The organism is Nonomuraea sp. NPDC049607 (assembly GCF_040675375.1).
In the GTDB taxonomy this organism is placed as follows: domain Bacteria; phylum Actinomycetota; class Actinomycetes; order Streptosporangiales; family Streptosporangiaceae; genus Nonomuraea.
On record NZ_JBFAOV010000006.1, the window covers coordinates 133,460 to 150,547 of the forward strand.

Annotated in this window: 18 protein-coding genes; 6 read left to right on the forward strand and 12 right to left on the reverse strand. The window is 73.1% G+C overall.

The features are described from left to right. Window positions 1-31 precede the first annotated feature (31 nt). Both AB0J97_RS14440 and AB0J97_RS14445 read right to left on the reverse strand, forming a co-directional pair. On the reverse strand, window positions 32-1,168 hold the full coding sequence (locus AB0J97_RS14440) for a HAMP domain-containing sensor histidine kinase (protein ID WP_364088288.1): 1,137 nt from the start codon (window positions 1,166-1,168) through the stop codon (window positions 32-34). Next, window positions 1,165-1,821 (reverse strand): response regulator transcription factor, encoded by a 657-nt coding sequence (locus AB0J97_RS14445; protein WP_357704752.1) that lies wholly within the window; start codon window positions 1,819-1,821, stop codon window positions 1,165-1,167. The genes AB0J97_RS14440 and AB0J97_RS14445 overlap by 4 nt, the downstream gene beginning before the upstream one ends. A 156-nt stretch (window positions 1,822-1,977) precedes the next feature. Here AB0J97_RS14445 and AB0J97_RS14450 point away from each other — a divergent pair, with 156 nt between their 5' ends. The 3 genes from AB0J97_RS14450 (at window position 1,978) to AB0J97_RS14460 (ending at window position 5,505) form a co-directional block, all read left to right on the forward strand. Next, complete coding sequence (locus AB0J97_RS14450) at window positions 1,978-3,414, forward strand: hypothetical protein (RefSeq protein WP_364088292.1); 1,437 nt, start codon at window positions 1,978-1,980, stop codon at window positions 3,412-3,414. Between the two features lie 225 nt (window positions 3,415-3,639). Continuing rightward, window positions 3,640-4,527 carry a hypothetical protein gene (locus AB0J97_RS14455; RefSeq protein ID WP_364088294.1) on the forward strand — a complete coding sequence of 296 codons (888 nt, stop codon included), beginning with the start codon at window positions 3,640-3,642 and terminating at the stop codon, window positions 4,525-4,527. Between the two features lie 72 nt (window positions 4,528-4,599). After that, window positions 4,600-5,505, forward strand: coding sequence for a hypothetical protein (locus tag AB0J97_RS14460; RefSeq protein WP_364088296.1), 906 nt, complete (start codon window positions 4,600-4,602; stop codon window positions 5,503-5,505). On the opposite strand, the gene AB0J97_RS14465 is transcribed toward AB0J97_RS14460, so the two are convergent. Both AB0J97_RS14465 and AB0J97_RS14470 read right to left on the reverse strand, forming a co-directional pair. Beyond that, entirely contained in the window at window positions 5,475-6,701 is a 1,227-nt protein-coding gene (locus tag AB0J97_RS14465) for a UDP-N-acetylglucosamine--N-acetylmuramyl-(pentapeptide) pyrophosphoryl-undecaprenol N-acetylglucosamine transferase (RefSeq protein WP_364088299.1), read from the reverse strand. The genes AB0J97_RS14460 and AB0J97_RS14465 overlap by 31 nt on opposite strands. A gap of 4 nt (window positions 6,702-6,705) precedes the next feature. Then, a complete protein-coding gene (locus AB0J97_RS14470; RefSeq protein WP_364088301.1) occupies window positions 6,706-7,629 on the reverse strand; it encodes a formylglycine-generating enzyme family protein in 924 nt (307 codons plus the stop codon). Between the two features lie 146 nt (window positions 7,630-7,775). Here AB0J97_RS14470 and AB0J97_RS14475 point away from each other — a divergent pair, with 146 nt between their 5' ends. After that, a complete protein-coding gene (locus tag AB0J97_RS14475) occupies window positions 7,776-8,735 on the forward strand; it encodes a Ppx/GppA phosphatase family protein (protein ID WP_364088303.1) in 960 nt (319 codons plus the stop codon). A gap of 58 nt (window positions 8,736-8,793) precedes the next feature. Continuing rightward, window positions 8,794-9,150: a hypothetical protein gene (locus AB0J97_RS14480; protein WP_357704766.1), complete on the forward strand. Its 357-nt coding sequence runs from the start codon at window positions 8,794-8,796 to the stop codon at window positions 9,148-9,150. 90 nt (window positions 9,151-9,240) lie between these two features. Here AB0J97_RS14480 and AB0J97_RS14485 read toward each other — a convergent pair whose 3' ends face one another. The 3 genes from AB0J97_RS14485 to AB0J97_RS14495 all read right to left on the reverse strand — a co-directional run bounded on the left by AB0J97_RS14485 (window position 9,241) and on the right by AB0J97_RS14495 (window position 10,733). Continuing rightward, on the reverse strand, window positions 9,241-9,672 hold the full coding sequence (locus tag AB0J97_RS14485; protein WP_357704768.1) for an ATP-binding protein: 432 nt from the start codon (window positions 9,670-9,672) through the stop codon (window positions 9,241-9,243). A gap of 92 nt (window positions 9,673-9,764) precedes the next feature. After that, complete coding sequence (locus AB0J97_RS14490; RefSeq protein ID WP_364088306.1) at window positions 9,765-10,313, reverse strand: helix-turn-helix domain-containing protein; 549 nt, start codon at window positions 10,311-10,313, stop codon at window positions 9,765-9,767. Between the two features lie 99 nt (window positions 10,314-10,412). Next, the gene (locus tag AB0J97_RS14495; protein WP_357704772.1) at window positions 10,413-10,733 is read right to left on the reverse strand and encodes an STAS domain-containing protein; all 321 of its coding nucleotides are present in this window, start codon (window positions 10,731-10,733) and stop codon (window positions 10,413-10,415) included. Between the two features lie 68 nt (window positions 10,734-10,801). Between AB0J97_RS14495 and AB0J97_RS14500 the strand changes: the two genes are divergently transcribed. Next, a complete protein-coding gene (locus AB0J97_RS14500) occupies window positions 10,802-11,731 on the forward strand; it encodes a GNAT family N-acetyltransferase (protein ID WP_364088309.1) in 930 nt (309 codons plus the stop codon). Window positions 11,732-11,748: 17 nt separating this feature from the next. On the opposite strand, the gene AB0J97_RS14505 is transcribed toward AB0J97_RS14500, so the two are convergent. Genes AB0J97_RS14505 through AB0J97_RS14525 form a run of 5 tightly spaced genes read right to left on the reverse strand, consistent with a single transcriptional unit; the run spans window position 11,749 to window position 17,075 of the window. Beyond that, complete coding sequence (locus tag AB0J97_RS14505) at window positions 11,749-13,032, reverse strand: AAA family ATPase (RefSeq protein WP_364088312.1); 1,284 nt, start codon at window positions 13,030-13,032, stop codon at window positions 11,749-11,751. Further along, window positions 13,023-14,450, reverse strand: a complete 1,428-nt coding sequence (locus tag AB0J97_RS14510) for a hypothetical protein (RefSeq protein ID WP_364088314.1) — start codon at window positions 14,448-14,450, stop codon at window positions 13,023-13,025. Before AB0J97_RS14510 ends, AB0J97_RS14505 begins: the two co-directional genes overlap by 10 nt. Next, a complete protein-coding gene (locus AB0J97_RS14515) occupies window positions 14,447-15,577 on the reverse strand; it encodes a hypothetical protein (protein WP_357704780.1) in 1,131 nt (376 codons plus the stop codon). The genes AB0J97_RS14510 and AB0J97_RS14515 overlap by 4 nt, the downstream gene beginning before the upstream one ends. After that, a complete protein-coding gene (locus AB0J97_RS14520; protein ID WP_364088316.1) occupies window positions 15,574-16,344 on the reverse strand; it encodes a hypothetical protein in 771 nt (256 codons plus the stop codon). The genes AB0J97_RS14515 and AB0J97_RS14520 overlap by 4 nt, the downstream gene beginning before the upstream one ends. A gap of 50 nt (window positions 16,345-16,394) precedes the next feature. Next, window positions 16,395-17,075 carry a class I SAM-dependent methyltransferase gene (locus AB0J97_RS14525; RefSeq protein ID WP_364088318.1) on the reverse strand — a complete coding sequence of 227 codons (681 nt, stop codon included), beginning with the start codon at window positions 17,073-17,075 and terminating at the stop codon, window positions 16,395-16,397. Between the last annotated feature and the right edge of the window lie 13 nt (window positions 17,076-17,088).

Here is a 17,088-nt window from a genome sequence, read left to right on the forward strand (position 1 = left end):
GCCGACTGGTCCACCGGCTCCGCGGTGATCGTCAGGGGGCCGACTGGTCCACCGGCAGTTCCACGGTGATCGTCAGGCCGCCCTCGTCGCGCGGCCTGGCGGTGACCGTGCCGTCGTGGGCCTCGGCGATGACCCGGACGATCGACAGGCCGAGCCCGCTGCCCCGCTCCGAGCGCAGCCGGTCGCCGTGCAGCCGCCGGAACGGCTGGAAGATCGTCTCGATCTCGTACGGCGGCACGTGCAGCCCGGTGTTGGCCACCACCAGCTCGACCTGCTCGGCCCGCCGCCGCGTCGTCACCCACACCTCGCCCTTGGGATGGTTGTGCCGGACGGCGTTCTCCACCAGGTTCTGCACCAGCCGCTCGACCAGCACCGCCTCGCCCGTCGTCGGCGCCGCGTCCAGCAGCCGGTGGATCGTCACCTCCCGCTCGGCCGCCTCCTCCCCGGCCTGGTCGAGCACGTGCTCGGCGACGTCGGTCAGGTCGAAGGGCCGCCGGTCCAGCACCGCCTGCTCGCCCTCGGCCAGGGCCAGCAGGCCGTCGATGAGGCGTTCGTGCCGGGTGTTGACCAGCAGCAGCGACTCGCCGAGCCGCTTGACGTCGTCGGTGGCGTCGGGACGGCGCACCGCCACGTCCACCAGCGTGCGGTTGATCGTCAGCGGGGTACGCAGCTCGTGGGAGGCGTTGGCGACGAACCGGCGCTGCCCGTCGAACGAGCGCGCCAGCCGGCCGAGCATGGTGTCGTAGATCTCGGTCAGCTCCTTGACCTCGTCGCGCGGGCCCTCGTAGGCGATGCGCTCGGTGAGGTCGTGGCTCTGGGCGACCCGGCGGGCGGTCTCGGTCACCGTCTTGACCGGCCGCAGCACCCATCCCGCCGCCCGCCAGCCCAGCCCGAACGCCGCGGCGGTGGCGGCCAGCACGATGATCCCGCCGACGGTGCGCACGCCGCTCAGCGTCTCGCGCTGGTAGGCCGCGCGCACCCGCATCCCGTTGAGGTAGGCGCGGTCGTAGGAGTCGCCGTAGTACTCCCGGGGGAAGTCGGGCTTGATCAGGTCCATCCGGTACTCCAGCTGCGACCGGACGACGAAGTACACCCCGGTCACCGCCAGGCCGCCGAGAAAGAGGAAAACCCCGGCGCAGGCCAGGGCGAAACGCATGCGCACGGTCATGGGATGCGGTACCCCGATCCCGGCACGGTCTCGATGACCTGGGGCTCGCCGAGCTTCTTGCGCAGCTTCATCATCGTCGTCCGCACGGTGTTGGTGAACGGGTCGATGTGCTCGTCCCAGACCTTCTCCAGCAGGACCTCGGCCGAGACCACCGCGCCCTGCGCGCGCAGCAGCTCGGCCAGCACGCCGAACTCCTTGCGGGCCAGCGGGACGTACACGCCGTCGCGGAACACCTGCCGGTGCGCCCAGTCCAGCCGCACGCCCGCCCGCTCCAGCATCGGCGGGTCGGCCCGGCGGGCGCGCCGCCCGAGCGCGTGCACCCGCGCCACCAGCTCCTCGAACGCGAACGGCTTCGACAGGTAGTCGTCGGCCCCCAGCGACAACCCCGCCACGCGCGACCGCACGTCCCCGGACGCGGTCAGCATGAGCACCCTGACCAGCCGATCCTGCTCCACCACCGTCCGGCACACCTCGTCGCCGTGCACCCCCGGCAGGTCCCTGTCGAGGATCAGCACGTCATAGTCGTGCACCCCGAGCCGCTCCAGCGCCGCCTCCCCGTCGTAGGCGACGTCGACGGCCAGCGCCTCGCCCCGCAGCCCCTCGGCGATCGAGTCGGCGAGCATGCGCTCGTCCTCGGCGATCAATACCCGCACTCGTAGCCCCCAACAAGATCACGAAATGCCCCAAGTCTGGACCAGACCTCATAACGCGGGCATAACCATTTCAGGTGACGCCAAGGTTATCGGCGGATCGCTGGACTGCCCTCCGAACGACCGGGACCGGCCCGGTCGCCGACGGGGGAGAAGTCCATGGCAGTCACTCTGGCGCGGACGCGCCCGCACGCGCCCGCCGCGCGCCGCCTGCCCGGCCACGGACTGTTCGCCTGCGCACTGGCCCTGGCCGCCGCGCTGCGCGTGCTGGTCATGCTCGGCTACGACACCGCGCAGCTCTACTGGTACGACTCCTTCACCTACCTCGACACCGCCGTGCACCTGCGGCCCCAGGCGGCCTTCCACCCCGCCGGGTACTCGTGGTTCCTGTGGGCGCTGCGGCCCTTCCACAGCGTCGAGCTGGTCGCCGGGGTGCAGCACGCGATGGGCCTCGGGATCGGCGTCATGATCTACGCGCTGCTGCGCCGCCGTTCGCTGCCCGGCTGGGGGGCGACCCTGGCGACCGTGCCGGTGCTGTTCGACCCGGCCCTCCTCCGGCTGGAGCACGCCGTGCTGTCGGACCTCCAGGTCATCTTCCTGATCACCGCCGCGCTGGCGGTCCTCATGTGGCGCCACGGCCCGTCCTGGGGGCTGTGGCCGGGCGTGCCGTCGGTGCGGGCGGCGGCGGTGGCGGGGTTGCTGCTCGCGCTCGCCGGGCTGACCAGGACCGCCGCCGTGCCGCTGATCGCCCTGGCCGCCGGGTGGCTGGTGCTGCGCCGCGCGCCCTGGCGGCGGGTGGCCGCGCTGCTGCTGGCCGGCGCCCTCCCGCTGGCCGCCTACGCCGGCTGGTACGCCCAGCATCACGGCCGCTTCGCCCTCAGCGGCTCCGACGGCGTCGCCCTGTGGGCCCGCACCATGACCTTCGCCGACTGCTCGATCATCGAGCCGCCGCCCGCCGAGGCCCCGCTCTGCCCGAACGGCACCGTCGCCGACGCCGCCTCCGAGTACGTCTGGGCCCCCGGCGCGTCCCTCAACCGGCTCCCCGGCGACCGGTTCGCCTACAACGACCTGGCCAGGTCCTTCGCCCTGCGCGCCATCGCCGCCCAGCCGCTGGACTACCTGCGCGAGGTGGCCCGCGACACCTCACTCGCCTTCACCTGGCAGCCGGTCGCCCACCCGCGCCGGATGAGCCCGTCCACGACCTTCCCGCGCGGCTCCTGGTCGCTGCCCGAGCAGCAGGCCCTCGTCGCCAAGGTGCGTTCCGAGTACGACCCCGGCATCCGCGGCATGACCTCCGTCGAGCCGTACGCCTCGATCCTGGCCGCCTACCCCTACCCGTGGTTCCTGCACGGCACGGCCTTCGGCGTGCTGCTCCTGATCGGCGGCCTGGGTTCGGCCGGACGCCGCCGCGCCGCCCTGCTGCCGTGGACGATGGCGGCGTTCCTGCTCCTCGCCCCGGTGGCCGCCCTCGACTTCGACCACCGCTACGTCCTGCCGGCCATCCCCTTCGCCTGCGTGTCCGCCGCGCTCGCCGTAGCCGGCGTACGGCGACGGCGGTGTCGCGCGGAGCAGGAGGGCACTACCGTCCCGGCATGAGGACGATCGCGCTGCCCGCCGCGGACCTGCGTGGTCGGCCGTCGCGGTGCTGCTCGACGCCACGGTGGGTGTGCCTGGTGCTGGTGCCCGCGGTCATGGAGGTGCTGGGGGAGCGGGCCTGGTGGTTTCCCGTCCTGACCCCGCGGAGGCTGACATCCTTGCGAAAAAATACGTAATATCCACTGCATCACGAGCGTTGGGGGCGCCAAGGTGCCGGGACAGAGCGTGGGTGTGGTCGTCGAGCCGGGGGTTCCTCCGGAGGTCGCGGGGTTGCTGCGGGCCAACGCTCCGCTGCTGTCCAGGATGCGGTCGGGCTGGGTGCCGCCGGCCGACGTGCGTCCGGACCGGTTCAGGAACGTCTCCAGCGTCGCGCTGCTGGCCGCCACGCCCGCGGTGGTCGCGCTCATGACCGTGCTGCTGGCCTGGTCGCACCCGGCCGCCGGGTTCACGTTGCTGGGGGCGTTCGTCTTCGTCGTCCTGGTCAAGATCGCCTCGATGAGCGAGCTGCCCGAGCACGACCGCTCGCGCGACCGCGAGGTGTACGAGCGGGCCCGCCCGTTCCGCGACCGCTACCTGCTGCCCGAGGACTTCGACCAGGACGCCGCCGACGTGCTGACCAGGGCGCAGCGGGCCATCGGCTCGGTGCTGCGCTCGCACGTCAACGCCGAGGGGCTGCTCGACGGCGCCCGCAACGCGGTGATGCTGCCCGCCCAGGAGTGGGAGATCGCCCGCCTGCTGGCCAAGCTGTCGGCCTTACGGGCCGAGCACGAGGCCCTGCTGTCCCGGGGCATCGCCCCCGAGGTGGCCGCGGTGATCGAGCCGCTGGACCGGGCCCTGGCCACCAGCGAGGCCGCCATGATCGCCCGCGTCGAGGCCCTGGAACGTTACGCCGAGCACGTCGCCGAGGCCGAACGCGCCTACCACGCCCGCGGCCAGATCGAGGAACTGCGCGCGCGCCTGCCGCGCTACGAGGAGCTGCTGGCCGAGACCGGCGCCGACGCGCTGGCCGTGCCGGAGATCGACCGGCTCGCCGAGGACGCCGACCAGCTGGAGCAGGTGCTGCGGCGCAGCGTGCGGTCGGCGCACGAGGCGTTCCGGTACCTGGAGAGCTGACATCGGACCATGTGGCACACGCGGGAGGCGCTCCGCCCTCGCAGGAGGTGAATCCCCATCCGATCCGACATCATGGCGGACGTGATCGTCGACCCCGCCCTGCCGCCGGCCGACGCGCGGCTGCTGCGGGACAACCGGCGGCTGCTGATCAGGGCGCGCAGGGGGTGGGTCCCGGACCGTTCCGGCCCGAGCCTGGCCGCCGCGCCGTACTGGAGGCTCGGCGCGGTGTGCGGGGCGACCGTCTGCCTCGGCCTGCTCCTCGGTGTCGGCGGGCTCGGCCGTTCCCTGGGGCCGCTGTTACTCGTGCTCCTCGCCGTCCCGCTGATGATCGTGACGTTCGTCCGCACCGAGACGCCGGAGGGCGAGGAGGCCGAGCACGAGCGGCGGGTCCACGCGCAGGCGGTCCGCCATGAGGGCCGGTACGTGCTCATCGACGACCTCGACGAGCCCTCGCGCAGGCTGCTGCGCCGAGCCCAGCGGGCGGTCGCCGCGGTGTCGCAGTCGCGGGTCAACGCCGAAGGGCTGCTGGACGACGTGCGCAACGCGGTGATGCTGCCCGCCCAGGAGTGGGAGATCGCCCGCCTGCTGGCCAAGCTGTCCGGGCTGCGCGCCAGGCACCGGCAGACCCTGTCGGGGGAGAGCACGCCCGAGGTGGCGGCCGTGGCCGAACCCCTCACCAAGGCGCTGGACAGCAGCGAGCACGCCGTCCTGGGCCGGGTGGAGGCCCTGGAACGGTACGCCGCCAACGTCGCCGAGGCCGAACGCGCCTATCGGGCCCGGCAACAGATCGCCGAGCTGCGGGCGCGGCTGCACGAGTACGAGGAGCTCGTCGCCGAGACCGGCGCCGACGAGACCACGACGGACGAGCTGACCCGCCTGACCGAGGACGCCGACCGCCTGGACCAGGCGCTGAGGCGGAGCGTCAGCTCCGCCCACGAGGCCTTCCGCTACCTGGAGCCCGGCCCGCCCGGCCCGTGACCGGCCGTCCCCTGACCCCCGAAGCGCTGCCCGCCCGCGCCCTGACCTCCGAAGCCGGGCCCGCCCTGGCCGCCGTGGGCGGCCTCCAGGAGCAGGTCGCACAGGGCGTCGGCGGCGTCGAGGCGGCCCAGCTTGCCCGCCGCCTGCCCCATCGCCGCGCGCAGCCCCGGATCGGCCAGCATCGGCATCAGCTCGGCCAGCAGGTCCTCCGCCGTCGGACGCGGCTCCAGCAGCGCCCGCGCGGCCCCCGCCGAGACCAGGTAGCCGGCGTTCTTGCGCTGCTCGTCGCCGCCGGTCGGGATCAGCGGGATCAGCAGCGACGGCTTGCCGATCGCGGTCAGCTCCGACACCGTGCCCGCGCCGCTGCGCGAGATCACCACGTCGGCCGCGGCGAACAGGTCGGGCAACTCGGTCCCCACGTACGGCACCGGGTGGTAACGGTCGGCCAGGCCGGGCGGCACCTCGACCGCCCGCATCTGGTCGATCCAGGCCGGCCCGCACTGGTGGACGACCTGCGCGTGCGGCAGCAGCCGCGGCAGGATCTCGGCGATCAGCGTGTTGATCTGCTTGCTGCCCTGGGCGCCGCCGGTCACGTAGATCAGCGGCACCTCGAACGTCAGCCCGAACAGGTCGTAGGCCGCCGCCCGGTTGCCCTGCAGCAGCTCCGGCCGCACCGGGTTGCCCGTCACCACGGCCTTGGCCCGCGCCGAGGGCGGCAGGTACTCCAGCGACGACTCGTGCGACAGCGCGATCCGGGTCGCCAGCCTGGCCAGGATGCGGTTGGCCAGGCCCACCACGGTGGTCTGCTCGTGCATGACCAGCGGACGGCGGATCAGCTTGGCCGCCACGCCGATCGGCACCGCCACGTACCCGCCGGTGGACAGCACCACGTCGGGCAGGTAGCGGGCGGCGTGCCCCACGGCCTGGAACACCCCGACGGGGATGCGGAACACGTCGGCGATGTTGGTGCCGAGCTCCTTGATGTTCGGCCGGCGGCGCAGCTTGCCCGTGGTGATCGCCTTGAACGGGATGCCGTGCTCGGCCGTGATGCGGGCCTCCAGGCCGTTCTCGGTGCCCACCCACAGCACGTCGTGCGGCACCTGACGTCGCTGGACGGCCGACAGGGTCGTCAGGGCGGGATAGGTGTGACCGCCGGTGCCGCCGCCGGTGATCAACAGTCGCAGGGTTCGTGACATGCGATCAGACTATGGCCGCGCAGCGGAAGCCCGTGTGCCCGGTCGAGCTGTCGGGCGTGTTCGACGTGCGCGCGGCCACCCGGTAGCGGTTGCAGTAGGAATCGTGGCACATGTACGACCCGCCCCGGATCACCTTGGCCGTCCCGTCCGCCGGACCGGCCGGGTTGTCGGCGGACGGCTCCCACGCCGTGCCCCACCAGTCGGCCGTCCACTCCCAGACGTTGCCCGAGACGTTGTAGAGCCCGTAGCCGTTCGGCTGGAACGACTTGACCGGCATCGTGCCCTTGCTCGGCGCGGTCGGGAAGTGGCCCTGCCAGATGTTGCACCGCTGCCGTCCCTTGGGGGTCAGCTCGTCGCCCCAGGGGTAGCGGGCGCGTTCGAGACCGCCGCGGGCGGCCATCTCCCACTCGGCCTCGGTCGGCAGGCGCTTGCCCGCCCAGGCGGCGTAGGCGTTGGCGTCGTTCCACGACACGTGCACGACCGGGTGGTTCTGCCGGTCGCCGACCGTCGAGCCGGGCCCCTCGGGGGAGCGCCACGTCGCGCCCTCCACGCCCGTCCACCAGGGGGCCTGCGGCACGCTCGCGTCCATGACCCCGGCCTTGGCGAACTGTGCGAACACGAACGACCAGCCGATGCGCTCGGCCTCGGTGACGTACCCGGTCTCCTTGACGAAGGTGGCGAACTGGGCGTTAGTCACGCAGGCCGGGTCGATCATGAACGGGTCGAGGCGTACCTCGCGCACCGGGCCCTCGCCGTCCTCCGGGCGGCCGTCGGGGTCGTCCCCGCCCATGAGGAAGGCGCCGCCGGGGATGCGCACCATGCCACGCGGCGCCGTCCGCCGCGTGATCACCTCGACCTGGCGCGGCGGGGCGGCGGCCCCTCTGCTCGGACCACAGCACGCGCTCACGAAACCCCCCAAACGTGTCATGTCACCATGGGAAGGGTAGTCCCCTGAACATGCGTACGAAGACGCGGCCGTCCCGGGTCCGGGTCGCGTGGCCGGCCGGGTTCGCCCCGCTCGGCCGGGCCGGAGTCGGCTTCGCCCGAAAAGCCGCAGACCGGTAGCGTTTTCCCATGCGACTAGGCGTGCTGGACATCGGCTCGAACACCGTCCATTTACTCGTCGTCGACGCCCACCGGGGCGCGCGGCCCATGCCCGCCTACTCCCACAAGGAAGAGCTGCGCCTCACGCAGTACCTGGGCGCGGACAACAGGCTCGCCCCCGAGGGCATCGAGCGGCTCGGCGCGTTCGTCGAGGAGGCCGTGCGCCTGGCCGAGGACAAGGGGGTGGAGGACCTGCTCGCCTTCGCCACCTCGGCGGTGCGCGACTCGGCCAACGGCGAGCAGGTGCTGGCCGAGATCGACAAGCGCTGCGGCGTGCACATCGCGGTGCTGTCCGGGCGTGACGAGGCCCGGCTGACGTTCCTCGCGGTGCGCCGGTGGTTCGGCTGGTCGTCCGGGCGGCTGCTGGCCTTCGACATCGGCGGCGGCTCGCTGGAGATCGCCGCGGGGGTGGACGAGGAGCCCGACGTGGCCGTGTCGCTGCCGCTGGGCGCCGGACGCCTGACGCGCGACTGGTTCACCGGCGACCCGCCGTCCGCCGAGGAGGTGCGCAAGCTGCGCAGGCACGTCCGTACGGAGATCGCCCGCACGGTCGGCGACGTCGCCAGGTACGGCGAGCCCGACCGCGCCGTGGCCACCTCCAAGACCTTCAAGCAGCTCGCCAGGATCTCCGGGGCCGCCCCGACCAGCGAGGGCGCGTACGTCTCGCGCGCGCTCTCGCGCGAGGACATGGCCCGCTGGGCGGCCAGGCTGACCGGCATGACGTCCGCCGAGCGGGCCGAGCTGTCCGGGGTGTCCGAGGGGCGGGCGGCGCAGCTGGCCGCCGGGGCGCTGGTGGCCGACGCGGCGATGGACCTGTTCGAGGTGGACCGGCTGGAGGTGTGCCCGTGGGCGTTGCGCGAGGGCGTGATACTGCGCCGGCTCGACGTCCTGCCGGGACGACTGGACCAGTCCACTGGAATTGCCGAGTAAGGCCGATATATCCCAGAAAATCGGCATAGTTTGCTGGTGAGCGGGCACTTTTTGCCCAATGTTGACAGTCCTCGGTACGATCGGCTCCCTGGTGATCGTCTTCGTCCTCATCGTCCTGGCCGTCCTGGTCATCGCGGTGGTCGCGATGCTGGTGCTGGCGGCGCTGGCCGGAACGTTGGTGGACTGGCACACGTTGTGGCGGCGGCTGTCCGGCCGCGGGGCACGGTTGCCGCTGAAGTTCAGCGCCCCCGAGATGCCCGCGCGGCTGCGGGCGAAGCTGAGCGGCGGCACGCCCCTGGTGAGCCGCCGCATCCGCCTCGCCCCCGTGGTCCGCGGGGGCGACCGGCGGCCCGACGTGAGCCGTCCCGGCCGGAGCGCCCGCCTTCGCAGGCCCTCCGGTCTCACCTCACGATGACCGCCGTTCCCGGCAGCCAACAGTGAGAGAACAGTGAGAAAGGGCCGGGGCCGCCGCGAAGAGCGGCGGCCCCGGCCCCTTTCGTGCGGGTCACCTGGCGATGAGATGCTGCCCCGCCGCCCCTGGGGTGAAGCGCAGCCTCTTCTCGAGGCAGACCATCGCGCCGTTCTCGCGGACGTTGGTGAACCGGATGTCGTCGGCGAGCGCGCGCATGATCTGCAGTCCTCTGCCGTGCTCGGCCCCCGGGCCGGGTTCGAGCACCTTGTGCGGGTCGAAACCGCCCCCGGTGTCGACGACCTTGATGACGCACAGATCGTCGCGCACGCAGGCGCTGACGGTGTAGTCGTCACTGGGAGCCGCGTGCTTGACCACGTTGGCGCACGCCTCGGTCAGCATCAGCTCGATGTCGTCGCGTACCTGGGCCTCGACGCCGAGCGACCGCAGCGTGCCGTCCAGCATCTTCCTGATCAGCGGGACGCTCGCCGCATCCCTGGGCAGTCGGAGCGCTATCGTCGCCTCCACTGCGTCTCCTCCCGTCTGGATGCGTGCGAGCCTTCTTCCCCGGATCCCGGGCGCCAATCGTCCGTTGTGGCATCAGGAGCCCGGGAGGGCGGCTACTGCTCCAGAAGCCGCAGCGCCACCTCCATGCACGCCTTGTCGATCTCCTCGTCGGTGAGCCCCTCGCCGGCCATGGTCAGCCACTTGCCCGCGTGCAGTGCGAACAGCGCCAGCGACCGGCTGACGCGCTCGGTGGGCGTGGCGCCGGGCTCGCTCATCTCGGCGGTGAGCTCCATCATCGTGTCGCGCATCTTGGCGAGCTTGGGATGGCTGCGCATGGCCGTCTGGTTGCTGTCCAGGAAGCGGGCGACGGCCAGGTAGCGGGGCTGGCGGAGGCGTTCGGCGTAACGCGCCAGCAGCTCGCGGCGGGTCTCGGGGGTCTTGGGCATGCTCCTGGCCCAGTCGAGCAGCTCCTGGAGCTCGGCCACCCGGAGGTCGACCAGGCTGCCGACGATGTCGTCCTTGGTCTTGAAGTGGTAGTAAAGCGCGGCCTTGGTCACGCCCAGCTCTTCGGCGATCTCGCGCAGCGAGGTCGCCTCGTAACCCTGCTCCGTGAAGAGCCTCAGCGCGATCTCCTGGATCCGCGCCCGCGTGTCTTCCCGCACTTCGCACCTGTTTCGACTTGACGGTCGGCAAGTTGATGTCCCGCCCATTCTAGGCTTGCCGGTCGGCAAGTAAGCAAGATCAACTAAAGGCGGAGGCGGTCAGTCCGGCGGCAGGGTGAACAGCCGGTCGATCGCCGTCAGCAGGAACAGGCTGCGCAGATAGGGCGTCAGCGCCACCACCCGTACGACGGCGCCGGCGTCCGCGGCCTGCAACTGGAGGCGGACGAGCCCGGCCAGGCCGGAGGAGTCGACGAAGGTCAGCCGGGACAGGTCGACGTCGATCGCGGTGCAGCCCGCGGGGACGGAGAGCTCGGCCAGCCGGCTCACGGACTCGTAGTCGAGGTCGCCGCTGAGTGCGAGCGAGACGGTCGTCGCGCCCGGCGTGGCGACCTCGATGTGCAGCGGCTTTCTGTCGACCACCCGCCCAGCTTAGCCACCACCGGAAAAATGGGAGGCGCGGGGGCGGGCATATGTGCACAATCGGCCCCATGCACACCTTCAGCCGCCCCCGGGTGGACGACGCCGCGGCCATCCACGAGCTGGTCGCGTCCTACGACACCGAGGTCATCGGGTCGCCCGACATGACCCTCGACGACGTCGCCGACGAGCTGGTCGAGCCGGGCTTCGACCTCGACAGGGACGGCTGGCTGGCCCGCGACGAGACCGGCCTGCTGACCGGGTGGGCCTGGGCGTGCCGGGTGGGCGACAGCGACCTGGTCAACATCGAGGTCATCACCCGCGCCGGCCTGACGGGCCTGCGGGAGGAGCTGTGGCGTACGGTCACCGACCGCGCCCGCGAGCTGGGCGGCGAACGCGGCCACGACGGCGTCACCATCGACATCGGCATCTACCGCGACGACCAGGACAAGCAGTCCTACGCCAAGGAGCAGGGCTTCGAGCCCGGCACCAGCTTCCACCGCATGCGCGTCGACCACGCGGCCCCCGTCGAGCCGCCCGTCCCGCTGCCCGGCCTCACCCTGCACACGGGCGAGAGCGAGGAGACGCGCCGCGCGGCGCACCAGGTGCACCAGCTCGGCTTCGCCGAGCACTTCGGCTTCGTCCCGGTCGACTACGACCACTGGTACGAGCGCCGCCAGGCCCAGAGCGTCACCGACTGGAGCCAGCTCACCCTGGCCAGGATCGACGGGCAGCCCGCCGGCGTGCTGATCGGCAGCAACCAGTTCGTCTCCGACGAGGACTGCGGCTACGTCGCCACGCTCGCCGTGCACCCGGGCTTCCGCGGCCGGGGCCTGGGGCGCTTCCTGCTCCGCCACGCCTTCGCCGCCGACGCCGCCAGAGGCCGCAAGGGCACGATCCTGCACGTGGACAGCAACAACACCACCCCCGCGCTGGGCCTGTACGAGTCGGCGGGCATGCGCCGCGTGCTGGCCATCGACGTGTGGCGGCGCCGCCTCTGACCCGTGCGGCTCCGGGGTCAGACCCGGTGGCGGGCCAGGTGCTCCAGCACCGACTGGTTGGCCTCCCAGCCGTCGGGGAACTTCACCGGCACCCCGAGCTGCACCGGCTCGGCCGACGGGTGGGCGTCCAGCAGCTCGGCGATGCCCGCCCGCGCCACCATCACGCAGGCGTGCCGGTGGCGCGAGGCCAGCACGCACAGCCGCCCGGACTCCAGGTGGAAGGCGGTGGCGTCGCGGCGGCCCGACAGCGGGTGCAGCACGATCGTCACGTCGTACTCGCGGCCCTGGAGGCGGTTGGCGGTGTCCACGGTGATCTCCGGCGGCAGCCCGGCGTTCCTGATCGCCGCGACCTGGTCGCGGTGGGCCGCGCCGACCGCGATCCGGTCGGCGGTCACCGGCCGCTCGCCCTGCTCGGAGGTGGCCACGGCCCCGCGCTGGAGCAGCCGCGCCGCCAGCAGCGCCACGGCCTGCACGGCCTCGCCGTCGGTGCGCACGGTGTGCCGGTTGGGCAGCTCCAGCAGCGCCCAGCCCGACCGGGCGGCCTCCTCCAGCGCCCGGTCGTGCACGGTGCCCATGCCGCCGGCGGTCAGGTCCAGCCGCCGGTCGCCCTCGGAGGTGCCCGACCGGAACCCGGTGAACGGGTAGAACGCCTGCGACACCACCGGCGCGGCCGAGGCCGGCAGCCGCCAGGACACCGGCAGCCGGTGCACCGGCAGGCCGGGGTTGTGCCGCAGCAGCACCGCCACCGCGCTCTGCAACGGGTCCCACGACAGCCCCGACCAGCGGTCGCCGTCGATGATCGAGAACGGGTCGAGCTGCCCGGGATCGCCCACGAACAGCGCCCGCTCGAACAGCCCCGCGATGCGCAGCAGCTTGTCCGAGCGCATCTGGTACGCCTCGTCCACGATCGCCCACGGCCACACCCGGCCGGAGATCCACGCCCACTTGTCGGCGGTGGCGATGACGATGTCGGGGTCGCCCAGGTCCTGGATCCTGGTGCCGATCGTGACGCCCGCCAGCTCCAGCATGCGCGGGTGGGGCACGTACCCGCCGGCCGACAGCCGTCCGACCTTCAGGTGCGGGTGCTTGTCGGAGATGCGGGCCACCAGGTCGTCGACCTGCTCGTTGGTCTGGGCGACGATCATCAGCGGCTCGCCGGTGGCGGCGATGTGCGCGGCGGCGCGCACGACCAGGGTGGACTTGCCCGCGCCCGGCGGGGAGTCGACCACGACGCCGCGGTTCCTGGGCAGGTCGGCCAGGACGTTCGCGATCACCTGCTCCGGGCTCTCGCTCACGACCATTCCTCCTGCGCGTCCTCGTCGTCGGGGATGTACTCCTGCGGCGGCCCGCCGTGCGTCCACGGCGTGGCCTCGGCCTCGGGCAGCGTCGGCGAGCCCTGGAAGTCGTCGGTCAGCGAGGTGTAGCAGACGCGCTCGCCGACCTCCGGCACGGCGCCGGGGACGGGCGTCCTCCCCCGGCCCATGCCCTTGGTGATCTTCAGGGTGACCAGGCCGTCGCGGGCCTCCACCAGCTCGGCGCCCTGGCCGCGGCGCTCCGGGGTGCCGAGCGAGGCGCCGGGCGCCAGGCGCACCGGGTCGTCGGTCTTGAGCACCACCAGCGGACGCAGCTTGCGCGAGCGGCCCTCGCCCTCGACGTTGTCGGGCACGGTCTCGACCACCTCGCCGGCGAACGCCTCACCGGTCAGCCGGTACTCGGCCATCACCAGCGGGTCGTCGTAGGCGCGCTGCACGTCGTAGGCGGCCTGGGCGCGTTCCATGCGGGCCAGCTTGGCCGCGGCGGCCACCGCGCCGTCGCGTCTGGCCTGCGGCGGCGCGCCCTCGGCGATGTGGGCGGCCATGGCGCTGAACGAGCCGCGGTCCTGCTCCCAGCGCTGGGCCACGCTCGCGCCCGGCTCCAGCCCGGACAGCAGGTCGAGCGCCTGCCACATCAGCCGCCAGGTGGGTTCGAGCTGGGTGCGCAGCGCCTCGGCGACCCGTTCGGGCGACTCGCTCTCGATGGCCGGGGCGAGCACCTCGGCGTCGAAGCCGGGATCGGTCGCGGGCCCGGCGGGCGGCCAGATCAGCGGGTCCTCGGCGTCGTCGGAGGGCCCTTGGGTGATCCAGGACAGCAGCGCGGCCAGGTTGGCGTCCTCCAAGGCGCTCTGCCCGCTGGCCCAGTGGCGGCCCAGCTCCTCGGTCACGGCCGGCGTCAGCGACGAGCCCGGGTAGGCGGCCCGCTCGCCGAAGTACGTCAGCCACCGCCCCAGCAGCGGCACCTCCGGCGGCACCGGGTAGGGCCCGTCGGGCCTGCGGAAGCGCGTGGAGCGGCCGAGCAGCCTGGCGAAGGCGACCCCCGCCTGGTTCGGCACGACGAGCTGCGGCGCGTCGAGGGCCCGCTCGTAGGGGTCGGCGTTCTTGCGCTCCACCGTCTCGGTGTCGGCGGTGAACGACTCGATGTACGGCAGCAGCACCCCGGCCAGCTCGGCGGCCCAGGCGAAGCGCAGGTCGCGGTTGCGCGGCTGGGCGACGACGAGCAGGCGCGGCCGGTCGCGGTCGGTGCCGAGCATGGCGGCCAGCGGCGCGGCGGCCTCGCCCGACAGCTTGAGCGGGACGAACACCATCGGCCGAGCGCCCACGTGACAGTGGCGGACCGTGGCGACGGGCTGGGCGATGCCCTCCTGCAGGGCGCGCAGCCGGGCGAGCGAGGTGAGCAGGCTCAACTGAGGCACTCCCTGCGCAGGCGTTCGGCGTTGCGGAGCAGGCCGGCGATCTCCTCCTGGCCGTCGGCCGGGTCGCGCAGGCCGTCGGCCAGGCCCAGCGCCTCGGCCACCGAGGCGACCCCGCCCAGCTCGTCGCGCACCTGGCGGCCGAGCAGGTCGGAGGCGCCCTCCTGGCGGGCCTCGTCGCGGCAGAAGTAGCACAGGTCGCACGTGGACAGGCAGTCGGGGGCGTAGCGGGCGGTCGTCCTGTGCAGCGCGTCGGTCAGCTCGGCGACCGGGCGGGTGGGCCGGCCGTCCTCGCCGGGCCGCAGGTCGAAGCTGAGGTCGTCGGGCAGCGCCGCGAGCAGCCGGTCGAGGCCGGTCATCCGGGTGAGCTGACGGCGCAGCACGGCGAGCTGCCTGCGCACGTCGACCAGGGTCGCCACGGGCCGGTTGGCGAAGTTCTCGGGGCACACCAGCACCACGTCGTGGGAGACGGTACGCGGGTCGTGCCCGAGCTCCTCCAGCATCGTGCGCAGCGCCAGCACGTAGACCGCGGCCTGGCGGGCGGCGGCGGCCACCGCGCCGGGGTCGGCCTGCCCGTCCACCACGGCGAACGACTTGATCTCGACCACATGGAAGCGGCCGCCGAGCTGGAAGGCCACCACGTCGGGTTCGAGGAAGGCGGTGTGGCCGGCGATCTCCAGGCTGAGCAGCGGGTGGTCGAACAGCGTGCCGGCGTCCTGGTCGCCGCGCGCCGCCCGGTCGAACAGGGCCCGGGTGTGGGTGTGGCGCAGGTGGGCGCCGACGTTCTCCACGTCGTGGTAGGCCACCTCGGCGACCGGCAGGCCGAGCACCTCCCTCAGCAGGCGCAGCAGCTCGGCGCAGCCGTCGGCCTTGACCAGCGCCTCGAACGCGTTCCCGCGGGTGATCGCGAACGGCGACTGGCCGAACGGCGCGGGGAAGCCCAGATGGCGGGCGGCGGCGTCCTTGTCGACGCCCGCGCCGTCCATGAGGGCCCGGCGGGCGCAGCCGGGGTTGGCGGCCAGGGCCGCGATCGCCCGGGCGTCGTGCGGCTTGGGCGGGGTCGTGCCGCGCAGCGCGTCGAGCCGGTGGGCCGGGCCGTCCTCGCGTCTCAAGCCGCTCACGTCGCTGTCTCCTCCTTGATCGTGCCCAGCGTAGCGGCGCCGAACAGCCTGGCCACGTCACCGAGCTGGGATGTGGCGCGTCGTGCCAGCTCGGCGCGGTCGCGCGTGTCGCGTTCCGCGTGCACGGCCAGCTCGGCCCCGGCCGCCTCGGCGATCCGCCGGCGGTCGGGCGGGCCGAGGTCGGCGGCCGTGGCGCCGGGGACGTTCCTGGCCATCCGCGCCAGTAAGCGCAGCGCCCGCTCGTCCTCGCATTCGTGCGAGGCCACGGCGATGGCGCAGGTCAGGAAGTCGACGCGGGGGCTGAGCGGGCCGACGACGCGCCGCTCCAGCGGCCAGGTGCTGAGCGTCAGCAGGCCGCGGGCGGGGGAGAGGCGGTCGGTCAGCGCCGCGCACAGGTAGTACGGCCGCCCGTGCGGCGTGGACCGGAACGAGCGTTCCTCGTCGCGGCGCAGGCTGGTGAGCTGGGCGCTGCGGATGGTGCCGGCGAAGAACGCGCCGCTGACCGCCACGACCAGGCGCGGCTGCGCGGCGGCCCCGAGCAGCGCGAGCGCCTGGTGCACCTGCTCGCGCACGGTGACCAGCCGGGGCCCCTCCGCCCTGCCGCGCGGCTGCTCGCCGCTCACCAGGGCGTCCCAGGCACGCTCGGCGGCGCGCAGCTCGGCGCGCAGGACGCGGGCCGTCGCGCCGTCCTTGACGCGCATGGCCTTGCGCACGCCGGCCCGGAGCCCGTCGATCCGCCGCTCCAGCTCGTCCAGCCGGTCACTCATGGCGCGAGGGTATCAACAGTTCCAGTATTTCCCAGTATTTACATTGAAATCTACTTTGTAAAGGGCCGGGCCAGGAACCACGTGCGGTCCTCGGTGAGGAACCGCTCCAGCCGCAACCCCTCGGCGGCCAGGTCGGCGGCCAGGTCGTCGTCCGTCATCCGCCGCGAGGTGAACGACTGCGTCCAGACCCGGTCGCCGTGCTCGTAGCGCATGGTCGCCGCGAACACGCCGGGGGAGGTCTCCTCGACCTCGGCCAGCGTGATCGTGACGTCGCCGTCGGCCCTGCCCGAGCCGGCCCGCCAGGAGTCGTGCCGCTCGGCCGGCATCCACTGGACGAGCACCGCCCCGCCCGGCTCGACGTGCCGCGCGCACGCGGCCAGGAAGGCGCGCCTGACCTCCCCGTCGACGACGTTGACGAGCTGGGAGGCCAGCGTGACGGTGTCGAAGCGGCGGTCGAGCCGCAGCTCCTGGAGTCGCGCGTGCACGGTCCCGGCCCCGCGCACGTGCGCCAGCATCTCGGCGGACTCGTCCACGGCCACGACCTGTAACCCGGCCTCGACGAGGGCGTGGGTGACCCTGCCGACGCCGGCCCCGAGTTCCAGGACGGACCCGCCGGGCGGGGTCTCCTGGATCACGAGGTCGGCGTCCCGGCCGGGCCGGAGGAGGGTGTAGAAGTCGACAGGGGATCCGTCGGGGGTGATGGCGCCTGGGCCTGTGCCACTGTTCTTCATGACGAAAAACCTA